The organism is Brevundimonas nasdae (assembly GCF_019395145.1).
GTDB classification, from domain to species: domain Bacteria; phylum Pseudomonadota; class Alphaproteobacteria; order Caulobacterales; family Caulobacteraceae; genus Brevundimonas; species Brevundimonas nasdae.
Genome location: NZ_CP080034.1, coordinates 1,727,599 through 1,749,652 on the forward strand (window position 1 = coordinate 1,727,599; position 22,054 = coordinate 1,749,652).

Here is a 22,054-nt window from a genome sequence, read left to right on the forward strand (position 1 = left end):
CAGTCACGACGGTTGACGACGCGGCGTCCAGCGCAGCAGGCGCATGGCGTTGGCGGTGACCAGGACCGTGGCTCCGGTGTCAGCGAGGATGGCGGGCCACAGGCCCGTCACCCCGATCACGGTGGTGACCAGGAACACCGCCTTCAAGCCCAAGGCGATGGTGATGTTCTGCCGGATATTGCCCATCACTCCGCGGGACAAGGCGATCATGTCGGGAATGTCCCTGACCCGGCCGTGCAGGACGGCGGCGTCCGCCGTCTCCAGGGCCACGTCGGTGCCGCCGCCCATGGCGATGCCGACATCCGCCTGGGCCAGGGCCGGGGCGTCGTTGATGCCGTCCCCAACCTTGGCGACCACCAGACCCTCGGCCTGAAGCGCCTTGACGATCACCAGCTTGTCCTGCGGCAGCAGCTCGGCCCGGGGCTCGAGGCCCAGCGCGGCTGCGACCGCCTCCGCCGTGCGGCGGTTGTCGCCCGTCAGCATGACGGTGCGGATGCCCCGCCCCTTGAGGTCAGCCAGCCCCTGAACCGCGTCGGGCCGCGCCTCGTCGCGCATGGCGAGGAAGCCGGCGACGCCCTCCTCGACGACAAGGACGGAAACCGTCTTGCCCTCGGCGTTCAGAGCGGCGATGGTCGCGTCCTGCGCCGGCGTGATCGGCGCGCGTCGGGCCGCGGCCAGCGGCGAGCCGAGGAAGATGCGTTCGCCGCCGACCTCGCCTTCTACGCCCTCCCCCGCAATGGCCTGGGTGGCCGACGACGGTGGCGCCGTGATCTTATCCGCCTCGGCTCGGGCGAGGATGGCGAGGGCGAGCGGATGGCTCGATCCCGTTTCCAGCGCGGCCGCCAGCGTCAGCAGGAGGGAGGCGTCCCGCGTTCCGGCGACGACGTCGGTGACGACGGGCTTGCCGGCGGTCAGGGTCCCCGTCTTGTCGAAGGCGATCGCCGTGATCTTGCCCAGCGTTTCCAGCACGGCCCCGCCCTTCATGAGCAGGCCGCGCCGGGCGCCCGCCGACAGGCCGGCGGCGATGGCGGCCGGGGTGGAGATGACGAGGGCGCAGGGGCAGCCGATCAGCAGCACGGCGAGACCCTTGTAGATCCATTCGCTCCACGTCCCGCCGAACAGCAGCGGCGGCGTGACCGCGACGAGGGCGGCGAACACGAGCACGCCCGGCGTGTAGATTTTCGAGAAGCGGTCGATGAAGCGTTCGGTCGGCGATTTCGATTCCTGCGCCTCCTCGACGAGACGCACCACCCGGGCGATGGTGTTGTCCGAGGCCGAGGCCGTCACGCGCACCCGCAGGACGCTGCCGCCGTTAATCGTGCCGGCGAACACAGGATCGCCCACGACCTTGCGCTTGGGCACGCTCTCGCCCGTCACCGGGGCCTCGTCGAGGTCTCCCGCGCCCTCGATGATCTCGCCGTCCGCCGGAACGCGGTCTCCGGGCCGGACGAGGATGATCGCGCCCACCGCCACGGTCTCGGCGGCGACCTCCGTGGTCACGCCGTCCACCTCGACGAAGGCGGTCTTGGGCACGAGGGCGGCGAGCCCCTGGATGCTCTTGCGCGCGCGACCAGCCGCCACCCCTTCGAGCATCTCGCCGACGAGGAACAGCAAAACGACGGCGGCGGCCTCTTCCGCGGCTCCGATGAAGACGGCGCCGACGGCGGCGATGGTCATCAGCATTTCGATGGAGAAGGGCGTGCCGTGGCGCGCCGCCGAAAAAGCGCGCGACGCGATCGGAATGAGCCCCACGGCCAGGGCGGCGAGGAAGGCGTATCGTTCCAGGGAGGGGAACAGCGTGCCCAGTCCATAGGCGGACAACAGCGCCAGGCCGCAGAGCGCGGTGAGGCGGGCCTTGCCGGTCCACCACCACGGGGCGCCCCCGGCCCGGGCGGCCGCCGGAGGTGGGCCCGCCGCCGCAGCGACGGCTCCGGACGTCGGCGCGGCCGCTTCTCCGCTGTAGCCGAGGTTGCGCAGTTGCTGCAGGACCGCCTCGTCGGCGAGGTCTCCGCCATGCCGGATCTTGAGCACGCCGGTCTGCACCGCCACCGAGACGTCCTCGACGCCCGGCAGCCTGCGGATCGCCGTGTCGATCTTGCGGCCGCAGCTGGCGCAATCCATCCCGGTGACCCGGTATCGGCTTTCGAGAGTTTGCGCCGTCATGTCTGTTCCTTGTGATCTCTATTGGGCAAGGCTACCTCCTCCAGCGACTGTAGATGCAAGCTAAAAAATGAGCGCGCCGTTCGGTTGGAGTGGAGGGCGCCGTCCGACGAACCCCGGAGGCGAGCCCAGCCCCTTGATGACCTCGCCTTGTCCGCATGACCGGGAGACCGCGCCGCCGACGGCCGCACAGGTGGAACGCGCCCTGGACGCAGCCGCCGCCAGCGTCGCCGCCGCCGGGGACAAGCTGACGCGCCCCCGGCGCAGGGTGCTGGAGCTCCTGCACGTCGCGGGCGCTCCGGCCAAGGCCTATGATCTCGTGGCGACGTATCACCGGGAGGCCCGCGTCGCGACGCCGGCGACCGTCTATCGGGCGCTGCAGTTCCTCGAGACCCGCGGTCTGGTTCATCGTCTTTCCAGCCTTAAGGCCTATGTGGCCTGCGATCCCAAACGCCTCGGTTCGCCTGCGGTTTTTCTTCTGTGCGACTGTTGCGGCTTCTGTCGCCAGATTCCTTCGTCCGGCATGGCGTCGCTGGGCGCGGCCGCGACAGCGGCGGGCTACGAGATCGAACGGATCACGCTCGAAGGCCAGGGTCTGTGTCCGGCCTGCCGCCCGCAGCGCCCCGGCGCGGCCCGGGATCCGGCCCCCCAGACAGAGCCGGAGGCGGCCGCGGGGGTCCGGGCCCACAAGCACTGAGCCGCGCCCCTGATCAAGCCCGGGGCGGGTCGATGGCGGCCTGGCCCGGGCGCCCGGCCGCGGCGACGCCGGGGCCCGCGGCCCATTCCATGGCCTGTTTGGTGGCGGCGGCCGACATTCGGGTCGCCCCCCCCCGTCGGGACGGACTAAGCCAGGTCTGGACCGGTCGGTCGAAGCCGTAGCGAAACACGGCGGCGGCCACGAACGCCCCGACCAAGCCGATCGCCCACAGGACCCAGCGAACGCCGGACGACCACGCCTCCTGTCCAAGGGCGTCGAGCAGGCCGAACCAGACGATGCGGCTCACCTCATTCGTGAGGAACATCGAGAACGACATTAGGGCCAGATGCTCGATCAGCCGTGAAGGACTGCGCACCGGCACGGCGCCGGCGGCCCAGATGATCACGGTCATCAGGCCGAGCGACACCAGGCTGAAGGCGCCGAAGGCCTGCAGCCCCACGAGCGCGAAGGCGGCGGCGAGGCCGATCGCCCTGGCCCGGTGCGGCGCGACACAGACCCGCGAACCGTAGAAGGCCGCCGCGACTCCGAGCAGGAAGAGCGGCAGGGCGCGCAGGATGCCGTAGCGCATCGGCAGGCGGTAGATCGGATCGCCGAGCCACAGCGAGGCGGCGATATCGGCGGCGACGACGAGGAGCGTCGCGCCGATCACCATTGCGACCGGCGGCCAGCGCCACAGGGCGCGGCAGATCCAGGGCAGCAGGAGATAGCAGCCGATCAGGGCCGAGAGGGTCCAGGTCGGGGCGTTCCACCCCTGCCCGCCCGGCACGCCATAGGCCTGGACCAGTAGCACCTGCGCGGGCAGTTGCGACCAGTCGAACCAGCGCGGATTGCTGGGCGCGATCCCGGCCAGGGCGGCGCCGCCGACGAGCAGCACCAGGACGAGGCTGACCGCCAGGTGGGCCGGAATGACCCGCAGCAGGCGCTGGCGCGCATAGGCGCGCAGCGAGGCCTGTCCGGACGCGAGGCGATCACCGTAGATGCGGGCCAGGACATAGCCGGAGTCGATGATGAAGAAGTCGGTGAGCAGATAGCCGCGCTCGAAGACTGGATGCAGTTGTCCGAGAGGCACAGGCGCGGCCTCGCGGAAATGGTAGAGGATGATCAGCGCCCCTACGATAAAACGCAGCGCGTCCAGCCAGCCGCCGCGCGCGATCCGGACGGGGCGAGGCGATGGCTCGGTCAGCGCGGCTTCGGGCATTCAGTCAGCCTTCCGTGGCGCAGACTTGGCGGCGGCGCTGCGGTGCTCATGTGGACGCAGGACGATCTGGTCTCGCGAAGCGTAGAGGACGGCCGTTCCCAAAACCCAAACGACGACCAAGCCTCCGACGACCATCAGTCCGGGCCTATCGCGGGGTCCAAACACAAACGAGCAGCCGATCACGCCGCCCAGAATGGCCCCGTAACCAAAATGCAGCGGCACCTTGTGTGCGCCCAGCAGCAGAAGGGCCATGCAGAAGACCAGGCCTCCTGCGAACAGGCTGACCCCGATGGCGACGAGCGTATCGAGCACGGGCCGTGGCTTCAGCGGGCGCGCCTGGAGCCGCCGCCTACCTCGTTGGCGATAGCGGCCTTCCCGCCAACGAATGCTCCGGCCGCGCACGGTGAAGCGTTTGCCGGCCATGCGTCAGGGCCTTGCGTTGGGCGCGGGCGTGTCCTCATGGCGCGCAAGAAGGATTCTCATCCGGACAATTTCGGATTCCTGGGCCGCAATGATCTCATCGGCCAGATTACGCACGTCGCGGGCTTCGCCATGCTCGACGGCGACCTTGGCCATTGCGAGCGCACCCTCGTGGTGGGCGATCATTCCGCGCAGGAAGTCGATGTCGGCGTCGCCCGTGTAGTTGATGCTCATGGCCTGGTGCATCTTCGCGCTGGCCTCGCGATAGGCGCGAGTCGATGGGCTGTCCGTGGTCTCGCCAGCGTGGCTTGCCTCGGTGTCGCTCGGGCGAGAGTCAGCCGCCGACGGCGCCGCAGGGACCTCGCGGGTTTGCCGCGAGATCATCCCGAAGGCGAAGACCGACAGGGCGAGAAAGACGGCGATGACGGAAATCCATCCGAAACGCTTCATGACGATGTCCTCGAGAGAGCCGGCGGGGCCACGGGGGCGGCCGGGATTGCACTGGGAAGGATGGGCGCCGTTCGGTCGCGGTAGCCGAGCAGGCGCAGAGCGTTGAACACCACCAGCAGGGTCGACCCCTCGTGGAGCGCCACGGCAGGGCCGATGCCAAGGCCGAGGATCGTCGCCGGCACAAGGAAGGCGACGATTCCGAGACTGACGTAGAGATTCTGGAGAATGATGCGCCGCGTCTGTCGGCTGAGACCGACGGTGAAGGGCAGCTGCGACAGGTCGTCGGACATCAAGGCGACGTCGGCGGTCTCAAGCGCAACATCGGAGCCAGCCGCGCCCATCGCGATACCGACGGTCGCCGTGGCCATGGCCGGGGCGTCGTTCACCCCGTCGCCGACCATGGCAATCTTGCCGTCAGCGCGAAGGCGTTTGATGGCGTCGACCTTGTCCTCGGGCATGAGGTCGCCCCAAGCCTCTGTCAGGCCGACCTGTCCGGCGATCGCCTGTGCGGCCTTCTGGTGATCGCCCGAGATCATGATCATTCGCCCGATGCCGAGGGCGCGAAGAGCGGTCAGCGTCGGCCGCGCTGCTGGGCGAGGCGTATCAAGAAGCCCAATGACACCGAGATCGCGCGTGCCGCGTCGCACCACCATCAGGGTTCGCCCCTGCAGTCGCAACTGAGCGACGACAGAGGTTGTTTCGTCGCCGAGCGGCGCTACGCCGTCGACGCCGAACATCTCCGGCTTCCCTATCCAGATCGTCTCGCCGTGCAGCTGGGCGGTCACGCCCTTGCCCGTCAGGCTCTTGAGGTCGATCGCGGCCGGGATGATCGTATCGCGCAAGCGTGCGCCACCGTCGCGCGCGATGGCCTCCGCCAACGGGTGGTCGCTGAGCCGTTCGACCGCCACAGCGACCGCCAGAAGATCGCCCTCCTTCGTCCCGCGCACCGTCATGACGTCGGTGATCCGCGGCCGTCCCTCGGTCAGGGTGCCGGTCTTGTCGAAGGCGATGGCGTTGAGCGAGCCGAGGTTCTCCAACGGCGCGCCGCCCTTGATCAGGACACCGGCGCGCGCCGCACGGGCGACGCCCGAGAGGACGGCGCTCGGGGTGGCGATGGCGAGCGCGCAAGGACTCGCGGCGACCAGCACGGCCATGGCGCGATAGAAGCTGTCGCGGAACGGCTCATCGACGACGACCCAGGCGAACAGCAGGACAAAGGCGAGCGCCAGCACCACAGGCACGAAGATGCGTTCGAACCTGTCCGTGAAGCGCTGGGTCGGCGACTTCTGCGTCTCGGCCTCACTCACCATCCGAACCACCTTGGCCAGGGTGGTGTCGCTCGATGTGCGGGTCGTCTCAATCTCGATGGCGCCTGAGCCATTGATGGTGCCCGCGAAGACGAGAGACGGCGATCCGACCTGGGCCGGTCTCGCCCGCGCCGCCTCGGGGTCCGCGACGGGCTGCTTGTCGACAGGCATGCTTTCGCCGGTCACGGGGGCTTGGTTGATGCTTGTGGTGCCGACCACGACAAAGCCATCAGCGGGCAGTCGTTCGTTTGGACGCACCACCACGGTGTCGCCGACGACCAAATCTTCGACAGGCAATTCGACGACCTGCCCGTCGCGTCGCACATGGGCTGTCCGGGGGGCAAGCTCGGCCAGGGCCTCGATCGCGCGTTTGGCGCGGCCCATGGCGTAGTGTTCGAGCGCGTGGCCGATGCTGAACAGAAACAGCAGGAGAGCGCCTTCGGCCCAGGCCCCGAGCGCCGCCGCACCTGCGGCTGCGACGAGCATCAAGGTATCGATCTCGAAGCGCTTCTGGCGGAGGTTCTCGAACGCTTCTCGCACCGTAAAAAAGCCGCCGAAGATGTAGGCGATCAGGAAGAGGGCGAGGGGAATCCAAGCGGGAAGGCCCGTTGCGAGTTTCTCGAGGGCGAATCCAAGGCCCAGAGCAAGGCCACTTGTCAGGGCGAAGATCAGCTCCGTATTGGAGCCTAGAACGCCACCGTGATCGTGCTCCTCGGACTTGGTGTGGAGATGGTCCGGCAGTGTTGTGCTGGTCATAAATAGGGTCCCGTTGCGGGTTGGGAATCGCGGCTGCTTGCGGCGACCGCCGCGATCGAGGGGGCGGGATAGCGACACGGGCGAAGGCGCGCCGGGCCAGCGGGTTCCAGCGCGATCCGCTCGCAGGTGGTCATCCCGGTTCTCCCGACCTCAGGGCACGGGCACGACGGCATTAAAGCCCCCGAGCCGCTGGAGCTGCTCAATCGCTTCGAAAAGCGGAAGCGCTAGGAGAAAGACGAAGCCGTCGCGCACCGTGCGGACGAAGAATACCGGCCGGATCATGATTTCCGCCTCGTCGCGCCATAGGGAGAGCTTGGGCAGGAACCGAGGGGTGCGCTCACGGTAAGCTTGGTAGTCGTGTCCAAAGGCGTCGGAGAGGAAGCGTTCTTCGCGGCCGACCACGATGCGAAACACCACCCAGCAGGCTAATCCGAAGACCAAACCGACGCTAAGGCTGCCGGACTGGGCGCCGATGCCAAACGCGCCGATGAAGCTGAAGACGTACAGCGGATTGCGGCTGACCGAATACGGTCCTGCGGATATGATCTCCTGTTTCTTGCGGCCACCGATGTAAAGGGAACACCAAGCCCGACCGATGATGCAAACCATGATGGCGATCAGGCCCAGATGCTCGACAGGATGTTCGAGCAAGGGCCAGGATGTGACGAGCGCCGCGCAGACGACAAGAAGCAGGCCCCCGACGAGAATGCCCGCCTTGCGCCATCGTTGAACGGATTGGATATCGACCGCTGATCGACAGGCGTCATCAGGGGGCGAGGAGCCGGACAAAGCGGGGTTTGCGGGCTTGGAGACGCTGTCGGAGGGCTCGAGCGGCATCATTGCCCCTCCCCCTCAGCCGGACGATCCTTAGCCGCATCGCGCAGGATATCCACGCCGCCCTTCAACGCGATGGCGGCCACGAGGACGCCGACGACGAGGTCCGGCCACGCCTGGCCGAGCCAGAGCACCAGGGCCCCGGCGACGAGGATTCCCCCGTTGGAGGCGAAGTCGTTAAAGCTGAACGTCTCGGCAGCCTTCATGTTGACGTCGCCGCTGTGCTGACGGCGGATCAACTGCAGGCAGATCAGGTTGATGATCGCTGCGACGACCGAGAGTCCCATCATGGTCGGGCCGATCGGTTCGGTCCCGATGAGGAATCGACGACCCGCGTCCAGAAGGACGCCAGCGCCGAAGATAAGGAGCATGACGCCCGAGAGGCGCGCCGCCCCCCGCTTCCACGAACCAGGCCGACCGATCGCGAGAAAGCTGATCAGATAGACAGCAGCGTCCGAGGCGTTGTCCACTGCATTGGCCAGCAGAGCGCTGGAATCGGCGGACAAGCCGCCGATCCCGAGCGCTAATGCCAGGCCCGCGTTGAGCGCGAGAACCGTCAGCAACGTGCGTCGCTGCTGACGGTCATCCTGAGTGCGAGCAATCAATCCTCAACCCCCTCGTCCTTGCGATGACGCACCGCCTTGGCCGCGAAGGTCGGCAGGACCAGCAGGGTCAGGGCCGTCGCGGTCAGAAGGCCGCCGATGACGACCGTCGCCAGAGGCTTCTGAACCTCGGCCCCCGCGCCGTGGGCGAGCGCCATCGGGATGAAGCCGACAATGGCGACCAAGGCTGTCGTCAACACCGCACGCAATCGGCTGGACGCCCCTTCGATCGCCGCGTCCCGGGGCGCGAGCCCCGCCTGCAATCGCTCGCGAATGGCCTGCATCAAAACAAGTCCGTTCAGGGTCGCCACACCCGAGACGGCGATGAAGCCAACGGCCGCAGACACCGAGAACGGCATCCCTCGCATGAGAAGCGCCAAGGCGCCGCCGATCAAGGCCAAGGGCACGCAGGCGAAGACCAGCCCAGCCTCGGAGAACGACCCCAGAGCCATAAACAGCAGCACACCGATCAGGACGAAGACGATCGGAATAACCAGGCCCAGCCGTTGTTCGGCCCGTTTGAGGTTCTCGAACTGACCGCCCCAGGTCAGGCGGACGCCCGGCGGGAGCTGGATTTGGTCCACCTTGGTTTGTGCGTCGGTGACGAAGCCGCCCAGATCCCGGCCGCGAACGTTGGCCTGGACCACCATCCGTCGGCTACCGTCGTTGCGGCTGATCTGGTTCGGCCCCTCGGCGCTTTGGATACGGGCTACCGAAGACAGCGGCACGGTTACGCCTGTCGAAGAGACGATCGGAAGGGCCGCGAGCGCCGCCGGATCGTTGCGCGCATCGTCCGGAAGACGGACGACGACGTCGAAGCGACGGTCGCCCTCGAAAATCCGGCCGGCCTCCGCGCCGCCGATGGCGGCCGAGACCGCTTCAGAAACGTCGGCTGCGGACAGGCCGTAGCTGGCCGCCGCGAACCGATCGACGCTGACCGTGAGCGTCGGCAAGCCCGACGCTTGTTCGACGCGAACGTCGGCGGAGCCGGTGGTCTGCCGCAGTACGCCGGCCACCTCATCAGCGACCCGCTGCATGGTGTCGAAGTCATCGCCGTAGACCATGACCGCGAGGTCGGTCCGGACCCCGGAAATGAGTTCGTTGAAGCGGAGCTCGATGGGTTGGCTGAACTCGAAATTATTCCCGATCTGTTGGTTGGCGAGCTCTTCGAACCGCTCGAGCAAGGCTTCCTTCTCGAGACCTGAATCCGGCCAGTCCTTGCGGTCCTTCAGAACGATGACGCTGTCCGAAATGTTGGGCGGCATCGGGTCGACGGCCGCCTCGGCGGTGCCGGTCCTGGAGAACATGGTCTCGACTTCCGGCTGGGCGGTGATGACCCGTTCCAACGCCATCTGCATGGCGAGCGACTGTTCCAGCGACGCCGAGGGAACACGCAGCGCCTGCATGGCGATGTCGCCTTCGTCCAGGGTAGGGATGAACTCCCGCCCGAGGGACGAAAAGGCCAGACCACCGACGACGACCGCGCCGAGCGCCGAGATCAGGACGATCTTCGGACGATCGACGGCGGCGCGGATGGCCGGCTGGATCCAACGCCGCGCGTGGCGGAGCAGGAAGGTTTCGTGTTCGTGGGCGTGGCCGTGTTCGTCGGTCTCGACCTTCTTGGGATCCCGCACCAGCAGGGCCGTCATGGCCGGAACGAAGGTGAAGGAGAAGATGAAGGCCCCGACCAAGGCCAGCATCACCGTCGCCCCCATGGGGACGAAGGTCTTGCCCTCCACCCCCTCAAGCATCAGCAGGGGCGTGAAGACCAGCAGGATAATCAGCTGACCGAAGGCGGCCGGCTTGACCATCTTGCGAGCTGCGGCCACGGCGACATCGAGGCGTTCCCGACGGGTCAGGGCCCGTCCCAGATCGATCCGCCGCTGCGATAGCATCAGCAGGGTGCTTTCGACGACGATGACCGCCCCATCGACCAGAAGGCCGAAGTCCAGCGCGCCCAAGCTCATCAGGTTTCCACTGATGCCAAACCTATTCATGCCGATGACGGCGAACAGGAAGCTGATCGGGATCATCAAGGCCGTGATGCTGGCCGCACGAATGTTTCCGAGCAGCAGGAACAGCACGACGATGACCAGAAGGGCGCCCTCGGTGAGGTTGCGGGCCACGGTCGAGATGGTCGAGTTGACCAGGGCGCTACGGTCAAGGACCGTCACCGCCTCGATCCCTGCGGGCAGAGTCTTGCGAACCTCATCGAGTCGCTCCCCGGCCGCCTGGGCCACGGTGCGGCTGTTGCCGCCCGCGATCATCAGCGCCGTTCCGAGCACGGCCTCGTGGCCGTCACGGCTGGCGCCGCCCAGGCGCGGAGCCTGGCCGATCTCGACCGTGGCGACATCGGCGACCCGCACGATCAGGCCGTTCCGGTTGACGACCGGCGCCTGAGCCAGATCTTCCACGGTGGAGGCCAAGGCGTCGGTGCGGACCGTCAGAGCTTCGCCAGCGCGCTGGATATAGCCTGCGCCGGCCTGAGTGTTGGCGCGATCGAGGGCCTGGATAAGGTCGCCCATGCCCAGGCCGTAGGCGGAAAGGCGCGCCGCGTCCGGACGGACCGCATACTCCTTCACATAGCCGCCGACGGTGTCGACGCCGGCGAGACCGGGGGCGGTCCGCATTTGCGGCGCGACGATCCAGTCCTGCACGGTGCGCAGATAGGTGGCGCGCTGCTGCGGGGTCGAAAGCAGATCGCCTTCGGGCGTCAGATAGGCTCCGCCCGCCTGCCAGCCCGGCTCGCCAGGCTTGGCGAGGTTCTGACTGTTGAATGGCTTGTAGTCGATCGTCCACATCAGCACTTCACCGAGGCCCGTGGTGATCGGGGCCATGGTCGGCTCCACCCCGTCAGGCATGGCCTCCCGGGCGCCCGCGAGCCGTTCGGCGACCTGCTGGCGCGCGAAATAGATGTCGGTCTGGTCGGTAAAGATGACCGTGACCTGGCTGAAGCCGTTTCGGCTGAGGGATCGGGTCGTGGTCAGGCCGGGAATGCCGGCCATGGCGGTTTCAATCGGGTAGGTGACCTGTCGTTCGATCTGTTCAGGCGCGAGCGCCGGAGCGACCGTGGTCACCTGGACCTGGCGATTGGTGATATCCGGCACGGCGTCGATGGGAAGCCGTGTCAGCTCGAGGAGTCCGTAGGCCGCGACAAGCGCCGTGGCGAGAACCACGAACCATCGGAATTTGACCGAGAGTTCGATGATGAATTTGAACATGCGGTGCGCCCCTAGTGACCGTGCTCGGCCTCGCCCTTGGCGAGCTCGGCTTTGAGGAGGAAGGCGTTCGTGCCGGCGACCCGTTCAGCCCCGGTGAGGCCACGCAGGATTTCAGTCCGCCCCCCGGCCTGACGACCGGCGAGCACCGGACGGGCCTGGAAGCCGTTCGGGACCTGAACGAAGACGACGGTGTTGCCGTCGACGGTCTGGACGGACTCGGTCGGCACGGTGAGACCGCCGGTCGTCTCGCCCGTCACGATCGCCCCCGTGACGGCGGAACCGGCCGGCGGGAGGACAGAGCCCGTCGGCCGGGCCCGAATGACCGTGGCGCCGCTTTCGCCGCCCGCGCCTGCGGCAACGCCGGTGACGATAGCGTCGAAGTCGCCGCTGGGGCTGCTGACCCGCAGAGGCGCCCCGGCCCTTACATTGGCGGCCAAAGCAGGCGGCGCGTTGAAGACGAGCTCAACCCTGGCCGGGTTGGTGACCTCGGCGACAACGCCGCCAGGGGCGACGAAGCCGCCCGGTCCGACCTGGACGCTGGTCACGACTCCGGTGATGGGGCTGGTGACGCTGAGGCGGCCCGAAGCGTTGGGCGAGCCCGCCGCGCTGGACCGCGCGCGAGCCGCGCGGGCGCCGGCTTCGGCGCTGAGCAGTTGCGCGCGGGACGCCTCGACCTCCTGTCGGGCGACAACGCCCTGGTCCGCCAGATTGCGGTTGCGTTGATAAGCCTGGCGCGCCACTTCAGTTTCGGCGGCCGCCGCGTCTGCGTCCGCGCGGAACGTCGCCGCTTCACCGCTGACGACGCTCGCCAGGGGCTGACCGATCCGGACCGACTGGCCCGGAGCTACGAGAACCCGCTCGACCCGCCCGCCGACGGACGCCGCCACAGCGGCGCGCGCGTCGACCATGGGCTCGACCCGCCCGGAGAGCCGGGTTTCGGCGCCCCCTCCCCGACCGACGCCGACCACGATCAGGTTGGCGGCCTGGGCCTGGGCCGCGCTCAGAGCGACGAAGCCTTCCGGCGCTTCGGCCTCGCCTTCGTGGCCGGCTTCGCCCTCGGCATGAGCGCCCTCTTCTTCAGCGTGACCCGCCTCACCCTCGGCGGCGGCTGGAGCGGCGTCCGGCCCGCGCGTGAGCAGGAACAGCCCGCCTCCGCCAAGCAGAACGACGGCGGCGGCGCCGCCGATCAGCAACGTCTTGTTGGATGTGCGCTTGCGCATCATTGGGCTCCTTGGAAGGGGGCGCGGCCGTCCTGGCGCGCAAGTTCAATCTCGGCCTGGACGCGTGCAAGGCGCGCATCGACGGCCGAAGTTCGGGCAGAGATCAGGGCTGCACGGGTGACCCGCAGCTCGAGTTGAGAGATGCGCCCCGCTTCGGATCCGATCCGCGACAGACGGTAGGCCTCCTCGGCAGACGCCACCCCTGCATCGGCGGCGGAGACCCGGCTCACGGAGGCGGCGAGGCGCGCCCGCGCTGCGGCGCGATCGGCCTGGGCCTCCTGGCGGGCGCCCAGGAGCCGCGCATCCGCAGCCCGGAAGTCGGCCTGCGCCGCGTCGATGTTCCCGCGGTTGCGGTCGAACAGGGGCAGCGGCATGCTGACGCCGAAAGTCAGCGCCGTCGCGTCTTCCATCTCGTAGCGACGGACACCAACGCTGGCGTTGATGTCCGGGCGCGAGCGGATCCGCTCCACATCGATCCTGCGTTCGGCGGCCGCGCGCTGAGCCTCGGCGACGCGAACGGCCGGCGCCTCCGCCGGGGGAGCGAAGGTCGCGGCAGGTGCGAGGTCCAGCAGGCTGGTGTCGATCGTCGTGACCGGAGCCGCCAGCATGGCGACTGCGGTCAGCCGCGCGAAGGCCGCGTCGCGCTCCGCGACGGCTTCATCGCGAGAGGCACGCGCCGCAGCCGCTTCGCTTTCCCCCTGGATGCCGCGCAGCAGCGGCTCACGGCCTTCCTCGACAAGAACAAGGGCGGCCCTCGCATCGGCGATGGTCAGGGTGAGGCTTTCCTCCGCGAGAGCAGCCCGCCTTTGGGCGGCTTCCGCATCGGCATAGACCTGAGCGAGCCTTCCGGCGGCGTCGATGATGGCGAGATCCCGCTGCAGCGCCGCGGTTCCGGCTTCCGCGCGGGCGACATTGACCCGCGCGGTCCGACGTCCCCACAGCTCGAGGTCCTGGCTGATCGACAAGGTGGTTTCGGCATTGGCGTAGCCCGAGAAGGGCCCCGTGCCGAAAGCGTTCTCGGCGTCGAGAGCGATCGTCGGATTAGGCCTCGCACGGGCCTGGCGGACACGTGCTTCGGCGGCGTCCGACAGGGCGCCGGCTTCAAGGGTGGCCGGGGTTTGACCCAGCTGGGCGAGCAGCTCGGCGAAGGACGGCGCGGGGTCAGCCCAAGCGGGACTGGCCAGCACGGCCGCGAATGCGGCCAACGCGCAGCCGACCGCGAAACGCGGCGGCCTGCGATATGAGGGAGGCATGATTCATCTTCCAGAAATTTGACACGAGTTCGCGCGCACGGCGGCGCAGACGTCCGGTCAGACTCTGGGAGGGCGCTTCAGGCCGTCGGGAGAGATCGACGACGGAAAATCACTCGAGGGGAAGGCGTGAACAGGCCGCGCGTGGATCTGCATCGCGATGTGGTCGGCGACATCCGCACGGGCAGTTCCGTTGTGGTGGCAGTGGCCGTGGGTGCAGACTCCGTGCCCAGCGCCAAGGTCGACCTGGTCGCCATCGCCCGCATCTTCAACGACCATGGCGTGAGCCGATGCCGTCTCCGGGACGCAGGTCGCGGCGTCAGCGATCGGGGCGACGAAAAACACGGCGGAGACCAGGGTCACCGCCAGTATCAGTCTTGCCCATGTCGCAATTGGCCACGCCATCGCGTGGTGGATACTTTCATTCGGGCGATCAAGCAATCTGTTACAGTGTTCGGGGGCTGCGACTGTTTCGAGTGACCACCAATCCGCGGTGAGGGAGAGGGAAAGTCGACATGCAAGGCCGAGAGTGGCGCGTCGTCGGCCATCTCGACCTATTCAGCAACGTCGAGCGATCTTTAAGCGAGCGCACGCTGATCGCGTCCGATTCTTTCGCTGCGTCTGCAGGTGGATCGAGATTGCAGAATGCGCAATCTTCACCTGAGTAGCGCTCCCGCTATCAGGTCGGGCCATCGTGAACCGGTCAGCCAGACCGCTCCGCCGGTCGCCGCGACGCCAGGCTCTGGGTAAGGTCGTTGCGCGCGCATAGCCAGAGCGAGCGGACGTTGGCGTCGCCTGCGCAGTGGCTTACCAGCAGTAAGCCGGCCAGGGCGTTGGCGAAGAAGCCCAGAGGGCCCAGTCCGGTGATGCCACGGGACGGCGCCCCGGAGGTGGCTCGCGAGATCGCGTAGCTGAGGAATAACAGCACCAACGCAACGAGGCTGGCGCCTTGGCCATTGGCCGCCCCGGACTGCACGGCGACCGAACGTCCGATCACGGCCAGGCTGATGCCGTAGGTGGCGCGTCGGCCAGGAAGTTGAGCACATTGGCGCCCAGGGGGCGCCGAGCCTTGCAGGGACACGCCGCTGGCTATGGCCATAAAGGCGGCGCAGTTGACGGCGATCACCGCGATCATGATGCGCCGGTAGGCGGGGTGGCGCTGTCGAACCTGGAGGCCACGCCGCAACTGCAGCCGGGCGAGGAAGTGCACAGGACGAGAGGGGGTTCAGTCATCGGATTACCCTTTCGCGAGAAGCATGCATCTCCCAATGGCTAGACGATCATGCCGAGAATGCATGGCTTCCATGAAAGAAACGCCTGTCAGATAAAACCAGCTTGATCCTCTAGTAACTAGAGGGCCCAAAATCAGTTGAAATCCATTGGAGGCTTCATGATCACCATGCACCCGACGCGACGCGTTCCCGGCCGCCTGCAGACGATCGCCTTCGCGCTCGCGGCGCTGATCGCCGTCGTGGATCAGGCCGCCAAGGCCGCGGCGCGCGCTCAGCTGGACGCTCCGATCAACCTCACGCCGTTTCTCGCGCTGCGTCTCGGGTTCAACCCCGGCGTCACCTTCGGCCTGTTCGCCGGCTCAGGCGCCGTCGGCCGCTGGGCGCTGAGCGCCGTGGCCTCCCTGATCATCGGCGCCCTGCTGGCGTGGATCTGGCGCACGCGCAGCGCCGTGACGGCGGCCGCCGCAGGCCTCATCGCCGGTGGAGCGATCGGGAACCTCGTCGACCGGCTACGCTTTGGCGCGGTCACCGATTTTATCGATCTTCATTGGGGGGCGGCGCACTGGCCGACCTTCAACCTCGCCGATGCGGCCATTGTCTGCGGCGTCGCGCTGCTCCTCCTCACCGTCCGGGGCTCGGACAGCCGCGCGGCGTCCTCGACCCTGGGACGGGCGGCGCGATGAGGCTTCCCGCCGAACAGAGGGCGATCGCCGTCCGCTCGGCGCCGGCGATTCTCATCACCGCCTCAGCGGCGGCCTCCGCCTGGCTGCGGCTTTCCCCGCCCCTTCTCGGCGCGGCGCGCGACATGGCGACGGCCGATAGGCTGGCCTATGCCCTGCAGGCGAATCTCCCGGTCTTCCTGTGGCTCGCGGGGTGTTTGAGGGTGGTGGCCAGCATCCGGTTCCGGTCCGACGCCGACCGGCCGGGTCCGCCGATGCGGCGCCCGGCGCCAGGCTCGCCCTACCCGCCGCCGTGCTACAGAACTCGCTTGAACAGACCGTTCTGGCGGTGAGCGCCCACCTGGTGCTCGCCACCGTGCTGCGCGGCGAGGAGATGATCCTGCTGCCGGTGTTGGTCCCTCTTTATCTGGTTGGTCGGGGTTTCTTCGCCCTGGGTTACGCGCAGGGCGCGGCGGCCCCGGCCTTCGGCATGGCGCTCACCGGCGCCTCCACGATTGCCGCCTTCGGCATCGCCGTCGTCCTGATGGGGCTGGGCCGATGATCCCTCCCCGCCCCAGATGCCTTTCACCCGCCGTTACGAGCTGACGCGATGCCCCTCCCCTCTCCCGCCTCGTCCGGGTTGCGCCCCATCGGCAAACTGGCCGCCGCCACGGGCGTCAAGGTTCCGACCATCCGCTTCTATGAAGAAATCGGCTTGCTTCCGCCGCCGCCGCGCACCGCCAGCGACCGGCGCATGTATGACGACGCGGCGGAGCGCCGCCTGTCATTCATCCGGCATGCCCGCCAGCTGGGCTTCGATCTGGATTCGATCCGCTCCTTGCTTGATCTGTCGGATCACCCCGATCGGCCCTGCGCCGAGGCCAGCACCCTGGCCGAACGTCATCTCGCCGATGTGAAACAGAAGATCGCCCGGCTCCGCGCCCTCCAGCGCGAACTGTCGCGGATGACGACGGAATGCGCCGGGGGCCGGGTCTCCGCCTGCAAGGTGATCGAGGCGTTGCACGATCCATCCGCGCCGCTTTGACCCTGTGGAAGATCCGGAAGGCGCAAAGACCCCGGAGCCATTAGCCCACCGCGACGTTTGGAGGCGATTGGCGGCTCCCGTCGCGGACCGCCCGTCCTTCTGGAGGATTTCGATGACGCATCGGCCGACCTCGCGACACGGCGACCAGACCCTGGCCCTGCTGACAGACCCTTATCGGCGCCTTTCCCACCTGTTCGAGCAGGCCGGCGCCGACGTCGTCGAGACCCGCCTGGCGCTGAAGGAGACGACCTGTCTGAGAGGCCGCGAGGCGGCGCGGATCTTCTATGACGAGACCCGCATCGTGCGGGCGGGCGCCATGCCGGCGCCGGTCCGCCGCACGCTGCTCGGCGAGGGCGGCGTCCAGGGGCTGGACGGCGAGGCCCACCGCGCCCGCAAGGGCGTGTTCATGTCCCTGATGTCGCCAGCCCGTGTCGCGCGACTGGGCGAACTGTTCGAAGCGGAGTGGCGGCGCGCGGCCGTCGAATGGGCCGGCGAGGACGACATCGTGCTGTATGACGCCTTGCAGCCGGTGCTAACGCGGGCCGTCTGCGCCTGGGCCGGCGTGCCGCTCGAGCCGCACGAAGAGGCGAAACGGGTCCGTCACCTGAGGGCGCTGTTCGACGCGGCGGGATCGCGGGGCCCCCGGCATCTGTGGTCGAGGCACGCGCGTCGCCGCGTCGACGCCTGGCTGGGCTCGATCATTGAAGACATTCGCGCCGGCCGTCTGTCGCCGGATCCGGACACGGCCGCCCACGCCTGGGCCTGGACCCGCGCCGCGGACGGCGAACCGTTGCCGATCCACACGGCGGCGGTCGAACTGGCCAATGTATTGCGGCCGACTGTCGCGACCTCGGTCTACATCGTGTTTGTGGCGCACGCGATGCAGGCTCACCCGGATGCGGCCCGTCTGGCCGACGCCGACGCCGGACGTCGCCGCGCCTTCGTCCAGGAAGTCCGACGCTTCTATCCGTTCTTCCCGGCAGTGATCGGGCGTGTGCGCGCGCCGTTTCGCTGGCGCGACCTGGTCTTCCCGGAGGGCCGTCAGGTGGTCCTCGACCTCTATGGCTCCAATCACGATCCCGCACACTGGACTGATCCCGAGGCGTTCCGGCCGGAGCGGTTCAGCGACGGCTCCGGAGATCCGTTCGGTCTCATCCCCCAGGGCGGTGGGGATGCGGCGACCGGTCACCGTTGCCCTGGCGAAGGGATCGTCGTGGAGCTGATGGAGCGCGCCGTCGGCCTGCTCGCCGACCTGAACTACCGGCTGCCGGATCAGGATCTGGAGATCGACTTCCGCCGCCTGCCGGCCCTCCCCGGAAGCGGGTTCCGAATGGAGACGCGCGACGCGGCCCTCAATGAGGGGGGCGCCTGATGCCGCTTCCTCGGGCTGGCCGGGGCCCTTCTCTCCCATCCACTCGCAGCAAAGGCTGACGCCATGAGCCGTTCGACGACCTCCTACGACCTGGTGATCATCGGCGGCGGGCCGGGCGGATACCCGTGTGCGATCCGGGCGAGCCAGCTCGGCCTGTCGGTGGCGGTCATCGACGACCGCGAACTGCTCGGGGGGACCTGCCTGAACATCGGGTGCATTCCGTCCAAGGCGCTGCTCCAGGCCACCGAGCGGCTGGAGATGGCGCGCAATCTCGAAGCGTTCGGCGTCATGGTAGACAATGTGCGGGCCGATCTTGACGGTGTCATGCGGCACAAGGGCAAGGTGGTGACCGAGCTTGGCGAAGGGGTCGCCTACCTCCTGCGCAAGCACAAGGTCGCCCGCTTCCAGGGCCGCGGGCGGCTGCTGGCGCGCGACCGGGTGGAGGTGCGCGCCGCGGACGGCGCTTTCGAGGTGCAGGCCAGCAAGGCGGTGGTCATCGCCAGCGGATCGGAAGCGGCGACCTTGCCCGACCTGCCCATCGACGAGCGGCGAATCGTCACCTCCGCCGGCGCCCTGAGCCTGACGGCGGCGCCGCGCCATCTGGCGGTGATCGGCGGCGGCTACGTCGGACTGGAGCTGGGGTCGGTCTGGCGTCGGCTCGGCAGCGAGGTCACGGTCATCGAGGTGCTCGACCGGATCGCCTCCGGCGTCGACTCGGAGATGTCGGCGGCGCTGCACAAGGTGCTCGAGGCCCAGGGCTTCCAGTTCTGCCTTGGGCATAAGGTGGTCGGATCGCGGATGGAGGGCGACGACGTCGTCCTCGACGTCGAGCCCATGGGCGATGGCGCGCGAGGAACCATCAAGGCCGATGTCGTGCTGGTCTCCATCGGCCGACGGCCCGCAACCGCCAGGCTCGATCTGGAAACGGTCGGCATTGCGCCCGACCGCAGGGGCTTTATTCCGGTGGACGAAGGGTTCCGGACCAGCGCCGACGGGGTCTACGCCATCGGCGACGTCATCGGCGGCGCCATGCTGGCCCACAAGGCGGAGGAGGAAGGGATCGCCCTGGCCGAACGCCTGGCGGGGGGCGCGGGCCATGTGGACTACGGAACGATTCCGGCGGTCGTCTATACCTGGCCGGAACTGGCTTCGGTCGGCCGCACCGAGGACGACCTCAAGGCGGCCGGCGTGGCCTACCGCGTGGGGCGCTTCCCCTTCTCCGCCAACGCCATGGCCAAGGCGCGTCTGGAGAAGAACGGTCTGGTCAAGGTTCTGGCCGACGCCGCGACGGACAAGATCCTCGGCGTGCACATCCTGGGCCCTGAGGCCGGCGGGTTGATCCATGAAGCGGTCGCCGCCATGCAGTTCGGCGCGGCGGCCGAGGATCTGGCGCGGACAAGCCACGCCCATCCGACCCTGCCGGAAGCCCTGCGCGAAGCCTGCCTGGCGGTAGCCGAGCGCACGATCCACCTCTGACGGCCGCGCGTTACGAAGTCTGACCCGACGGCAGCTGCGATCGCGGCCGCCTCTGCGGGCCCGGGCGCGTCCGCAGTTTAGACGCGACAGCGGCGTCGCTTGAATGCTATTGCGAGCCGCTCACAACTAGGTCTCCCATGCGTCCTCTGCTCCGTCTGCTCACCCTGCTGTTCGCCCTAGGGTTGGCCGCCCCGGCCCTCGCCCAGGCGCCGTCCGCCTCGGAGGCCCAGGTCGCCTGGCGGCTGCTGGATTATGTGGCGGTCGACTACGCCGGCGCAGTGGCCGACGGCGAGATCGTCAATCCGGCCGAATACGGCGAGATGATCGAGTTCAGCACCCAGATCCGGACGCGTCTGGACGCCCTGCCGGCCAACCCGGCCAAGGCCGCCCTGATGCGCGACGCAGAGGGCCTGCAGGCGGCCATCCGGGACAAGGCGGATCCGGCCGTCGTCGGCGCCCGGGCCAAGGCCCTGGCCGGCGCGGTGCTGACGGCCTATCCGAGCCCGCTGGCGCCCTCGTTCCCGCCCGACCTGGCCCGCGGCGCCGCCCTCTACGCCGAGCAGTGCGCGGTCTGCCACGGCGTGACCGGGCGCGCCGACGGCCCCGGCGCCGAAGGGCTCGATCCGCCGGCGATCGCCTTCGCCGACGTGGAGCGCGCGCGCCAGCGCAGCGTCTTCGGGCTGTATCAGGTGATCGACCAGGGGCTGGAGGGCACGGCGATGGCCAGCTTCTCGCACCTGCCGGCCGAGGACCGCTGGGCGCTGGCCTTCTATGTCGGCCGCTTCGCCTTCACCGACGCCGAAGCCGCCGAGGGCAAGCGCCTGTGGGACGGCGATCCGGCGGTCCGCGCGGCCTTTCCCGACCTGGCCGCCCTCACCCAGACCACGCCGGCCGAGCTGGCCACCCGCCTCGGCGAACCCCGGGCGCGGGCCCTGACCGCCTATCTGCGACGTCATCCCGAGGCCGCGGCGCGCCCGGCCGGATCGACGCTGACCCTGGCGCGGACGCGCCTGGCGGAGAGCGAGGCCGCCTATCGACGGGGCGATCGCAAGGCCGCCACCGACGCGGCGCTGTCCGCCTACCTCGACGGCGTCGAGCCGATCGAGCCGGCCCTCGGCGCCCGGGACAGCGCCCTGCTGCGCCGGGTCGAGACCGCCATGACCGAGCTGCGCGTCTCTATCAGCCGGGGTGCGCCCGCCCAGGAGGTCGCCGGTCGGGTCGCTCGTGCGAACGCCCTGCTGGACACGGCCGAGCGGGCCCTCGCGCCCCAGGAGGCGGACAATCTCGCCAGCTTCCTCGGCGCCTTCACCATCCTGCTGCGCGAAGGCCTAGAGGCCCTGCTCATCGTGGTGGCGATGATCGCCTTCCTCAGGAAGGCCGAACGGCCCGAGGTGCTGCGCTACGTCCACGGCGGCTGGGTCGCCGCGCTGGTCGCCGGCGGGGCTACCTGGGCGGCCGCGACCTTCTTCATCTCCATCAGCGGCGCCAGCCGGGAACTGACCGAAGGGTTCGGTTCGCTTCTGGCCGCCGTCGTGCTCGTCTCGGTGGGCATCTGGATGCACGGTAAGTCGCACGCCGACGCCTGGCAGACCTATATCCGCGACAAGCTCTCCCATGCGCTGTCGAAACGGTCGGCCTGGTTCCTATTCCTGCTGTCCTTCGTGGTGGTCTACCGGGAGGTGTTCGAGACCATCCTGTTCTATGCGGCGATCTGGAGCCAGGGCGGCCACCTCGGCATGCTGGCCGGCGCCCTGACGGCGGTGGTCATCCTGGCCGTGGTTGCCTGGGCCCTGCTGGCCTACAGCAAGCGCCTGCCGATCGGCCGGTTCTTCTCCCTGAGCTCGATCCTTATGGCCATCCTGTCGGTTGTCCTCGTCGGGAAGGGGGTGGCGGCGCTGCAGGAGGCGGGCTGGCTCGACGTCCATCCGCTGGCCTGGATCCCCCGTATCGAGATCCTCGGCCTCTACCCGACGGTCGAAGGCGTCGCCGTTCAGCTGCTGACGATCGCTATCCTCGTGGTCGGCTTCTCCCGGCATGCGGCACCGAAGGGCGCGCGGCCGGCGGACATCGGCTAGGGCCGCCAGCCCTTCAGCGAACTTCCGCCCCGCCGGGGGCCGCATGGGCAGGCGCCGGC

Annotated in this window: 19 protein-coding genes; 7 read left to right on the plus strand and 12 right to left on the minus strand. The window is 68.7% G+C overall.

Annotation, left to right across the window (positions count from 1 at the left end):
• Positions 1 to 3: 3 nt before the first annotated feature.
• Positions 4 to 2,163, minus strand: a complete 2,160-nt coding sequence (locus KWG56_RS08440) for a heavy metal translocating P-type ATPase (protein WP_134581246.1) — start codon at positions 2,161 to 2,163, stop codon at positions 4 to 6.
• Between the two features lie 190 nt (positions 2,164 to 2,353).
• On the opposite strand from KWG56_RS08440, the gene KWG56_RS08445 reads away from it, so the two are divergent.
• Entirely contained in the window at positions 2,354 to 2,857 is a 504-nt protein-coding gene (locus KWG56_RS08445) for a Fur family transcriptional regulator (protein ID WP_244999705.1), read from the plus strand.
• Between the two features lie 13 nt (positions 2,858 to 2,870).
• On the opposite strand, the gene KWG56_RS08450 is transcribed toward KWG56_RS08445, so the two are convergent.
• From KWG56_RS08450 to KWG56_RS08500, 11 genes are all read right to left on the minus strand, one after another.
• Positions 2,871 to 4,076: an acyltransferase family protein gene (locus tag KWG56_RS08450; protein ID WP_219354435.1), complete on the minus strand. Its 1,206-nt coding sequence runs from the start codon at positions 4,074 to 4,076 to the stop codon at positions 2,871 to 2,873.
• Positions 4,077 to 4,499 (minus strand): hypothetical protein, encoded by a 423-nt coding sequence (locus tag KWG56_RS08455; protein WP_112863181.1) that lies wholly within the window; start codon positions 4,497 to 4,499, stop codon positions 4,077 to 4,079.
• 3 nt (positions 4,500 to 4,502) lie between these two features.
• Positions 4,503 to 4,946, minus strand: coding sequence for a CopM family metallochaperone (gene copM, locus KWG56_RS08460; RefSeq protein WP_088582518.1), 444 nt, complete (start codon positions 4,944 to 4,946; stop codon positions 4,503 to 4,505).
• Positions 4,943 to 7,087 carry a heavy metal translocating P-type ATPase gene (locus tag KWG56_RS08465; protein ID WP_425331944.1) on the minus strand — a complete coding sequence of 715 codons (2,145 nt, stop codon included), beginning with the start codon at positions 7,085 to 7,087 and terminating at the stop codon, positions 4,943 to 4,945. Before KWG56_RS08465 ends, copM begins: the two co-directional genes overlap by 4 nt.
• A 72-nt stretch (positions 7,088 to 7,159) precedes the next feature.
• The gene (locus KWG56_RS08470; RefSeq protein WP_219354436.1) at positions 7,160 to 7,849 is read right to left on the minus strand and encodes a methyltransferase family protein; all 690 of its coding nucleotides are present in this window, start codon (positions 7,847 to 7,849) and stop codon (positions 7,160 to 7,162) included.
• Entirely contained in the window at positions 7,846 to 8,406 is a 561-nt protein-coding gene (locus KWG56_RS08475; protein WP_008261511.1) for a cation efflux transmembrane domain-containing protein, read from the minus strand. The genes KWG56_RS08470 and KWG56_RS08475 overlap by 4 nt, the downstream gene beginning before the upstream one ends.
• A 38-nt stretch (positions 8,407 to 8,444) precedes the next feature.
• Positions 8,445 to 11,666, minus strand: a complete 3,222-nt coding sequence (locus KWG56_RS08480; RefSeq protein WP_008263211.1) for an efflux RND transporter permease subunit — start codon at positions 11,664 to 11,666, stop codon at positions 8,445 to 8,447.
• Between the two features lie 11 nt (positions 11,667 to 11,677).
• Positions 11,678 to 12,886: an efflux RND transporter periplasmic adaptor subunit gene (locus tag KWG56_RS08485; protein ID WP_040349349.1), complete on the minus strand. Its 1,209-nt coding sequence runs from the start codon at positions 12,884 to 12,886 to the stop codon at positions 11,678 to 11,680.
• Entirely contained in the window at positions 12,886 to 14,139 is a 1,254-nt protein-coding gene (locus tag KWG56_RS08490; protein ID WP_040349348.1) for a TolC family protein, read from the minus strand. The genes KWG56_RS08485 and KWG56_RS08490 overlap by 1 nt, the downstream gene beginning before the upstream one ends.
• Before the next feature lie 57 nt (positions 14,140 to 14,196).
• Positions 14,197 to 14,499 carry a hypothetical protein gene (locus tag KWG56_RS08495; RefSeq protein WP_244999706.1) on the minus strand — a complete coding sequence of 101 codons (303 nt, stop codon included), beginning with the start codon at positions 14,497 to 14,499 and terminating at the stop codon, positions 14,197 to 14,199.
• 340 nt (positions 14,500 to 14,839) lie between these two features.
• Positions 14,840 to 15,271 (minus strand): hypothetical protein, encoded by a 432-nt coding sequence (locus KWG56_RS08500; protein ID WP_008262257.1) that lies wholly within the window; start codon positions 15,269 to 15,271, stop codon positions 14,840 to 14,842.
• Between the two features lie 255 nt (positions 15,272 to 15,526).
• Between KWG56_RS08500 and lspA the strand changes: the two genes are divergently transcribed.
• From lspA to KWG56_RS08530, 6 genes are all read left to right on the plus strand, one after another.
• On the plus strand, positions 15,527 to 16,051 hold the full coding sequence (gene lspA / locus KWG56_RS08505) for a signal peptidase II (protein ID WP_008258720.1): 525 nt from the start codon (positions 15,527 to 15,529) through the stop codon (positions 16,049 to 16,051).
• A gap of 190 nt (positions 16,052 to 16,241) precedes the next feature.
• Complete coding sequence (locus tag KWG56_RS08510; protein ID WP_153923203.1) at positions 16,242 to 16,589, plus strand: MAPEG family protein; 348 nt, start codon at positions 16,242 to 16,244, stop codon at positions 16,587 to 16,589.
• 48 nt (positions 16,590 to 16,637) lie between these two features.
• The gene (locus KWG56_RS08515; RefSeq protein WP_040349346.1) at positions 16,638 to 17,072 is read left to right on the plus strand and encodes a MerR family transcriptional regulator; all 435 of its coding nucleotides are present in this window, start codon (positions 16,638 to 16,640) and stop codon (positions 17,070 to 17,072) included.
• Between the two features lie 112 nt (positions 17,073 to 17,184).
• Complete coding sequence (locus tag KWG56_RS08520; RefSeq protein WP_008261169.1) at positions 17,185 to 18,444, plus strand: cytochrome P450; 1,260 nt, start codon at positions 17,185 to 17,187, stop codon at positions 18,442 to 18,444.
• Positions 18,445 to 18,507: 63 nt separating this feature from the next.
• Positions 18,508 to 19,920: a dihydrolipoyl dehydrogenase gene (gene lpdA / locus KWG56_RS08525; RefSeq protein ID WP_008259848.1), complete on the plus strand. Its 1,413-nt coding sequence runs from the start codon at positions 18,508 to 18,510 to the stop codon at positions 19,918 to 19,920.
• 137 nt (positions 19,921 to 20,057) lie between these two features.
• Positions 20,058 to 21,995 carry a cytochrome c/FTR1 family iron permease gene (locus KWG56_RS08530; protein ID WP_153923204.1) on the plus strand — a complete coding sequence of 646 codons (1,938 nt, stop codon included), beginning with the start codon at positions 20,058 to 20,060 and terminating at the stop codon, positions 21,993 to 21,995.
• Positions 21,996 to 22,054 lie beyond the last annotated feature (59 nt).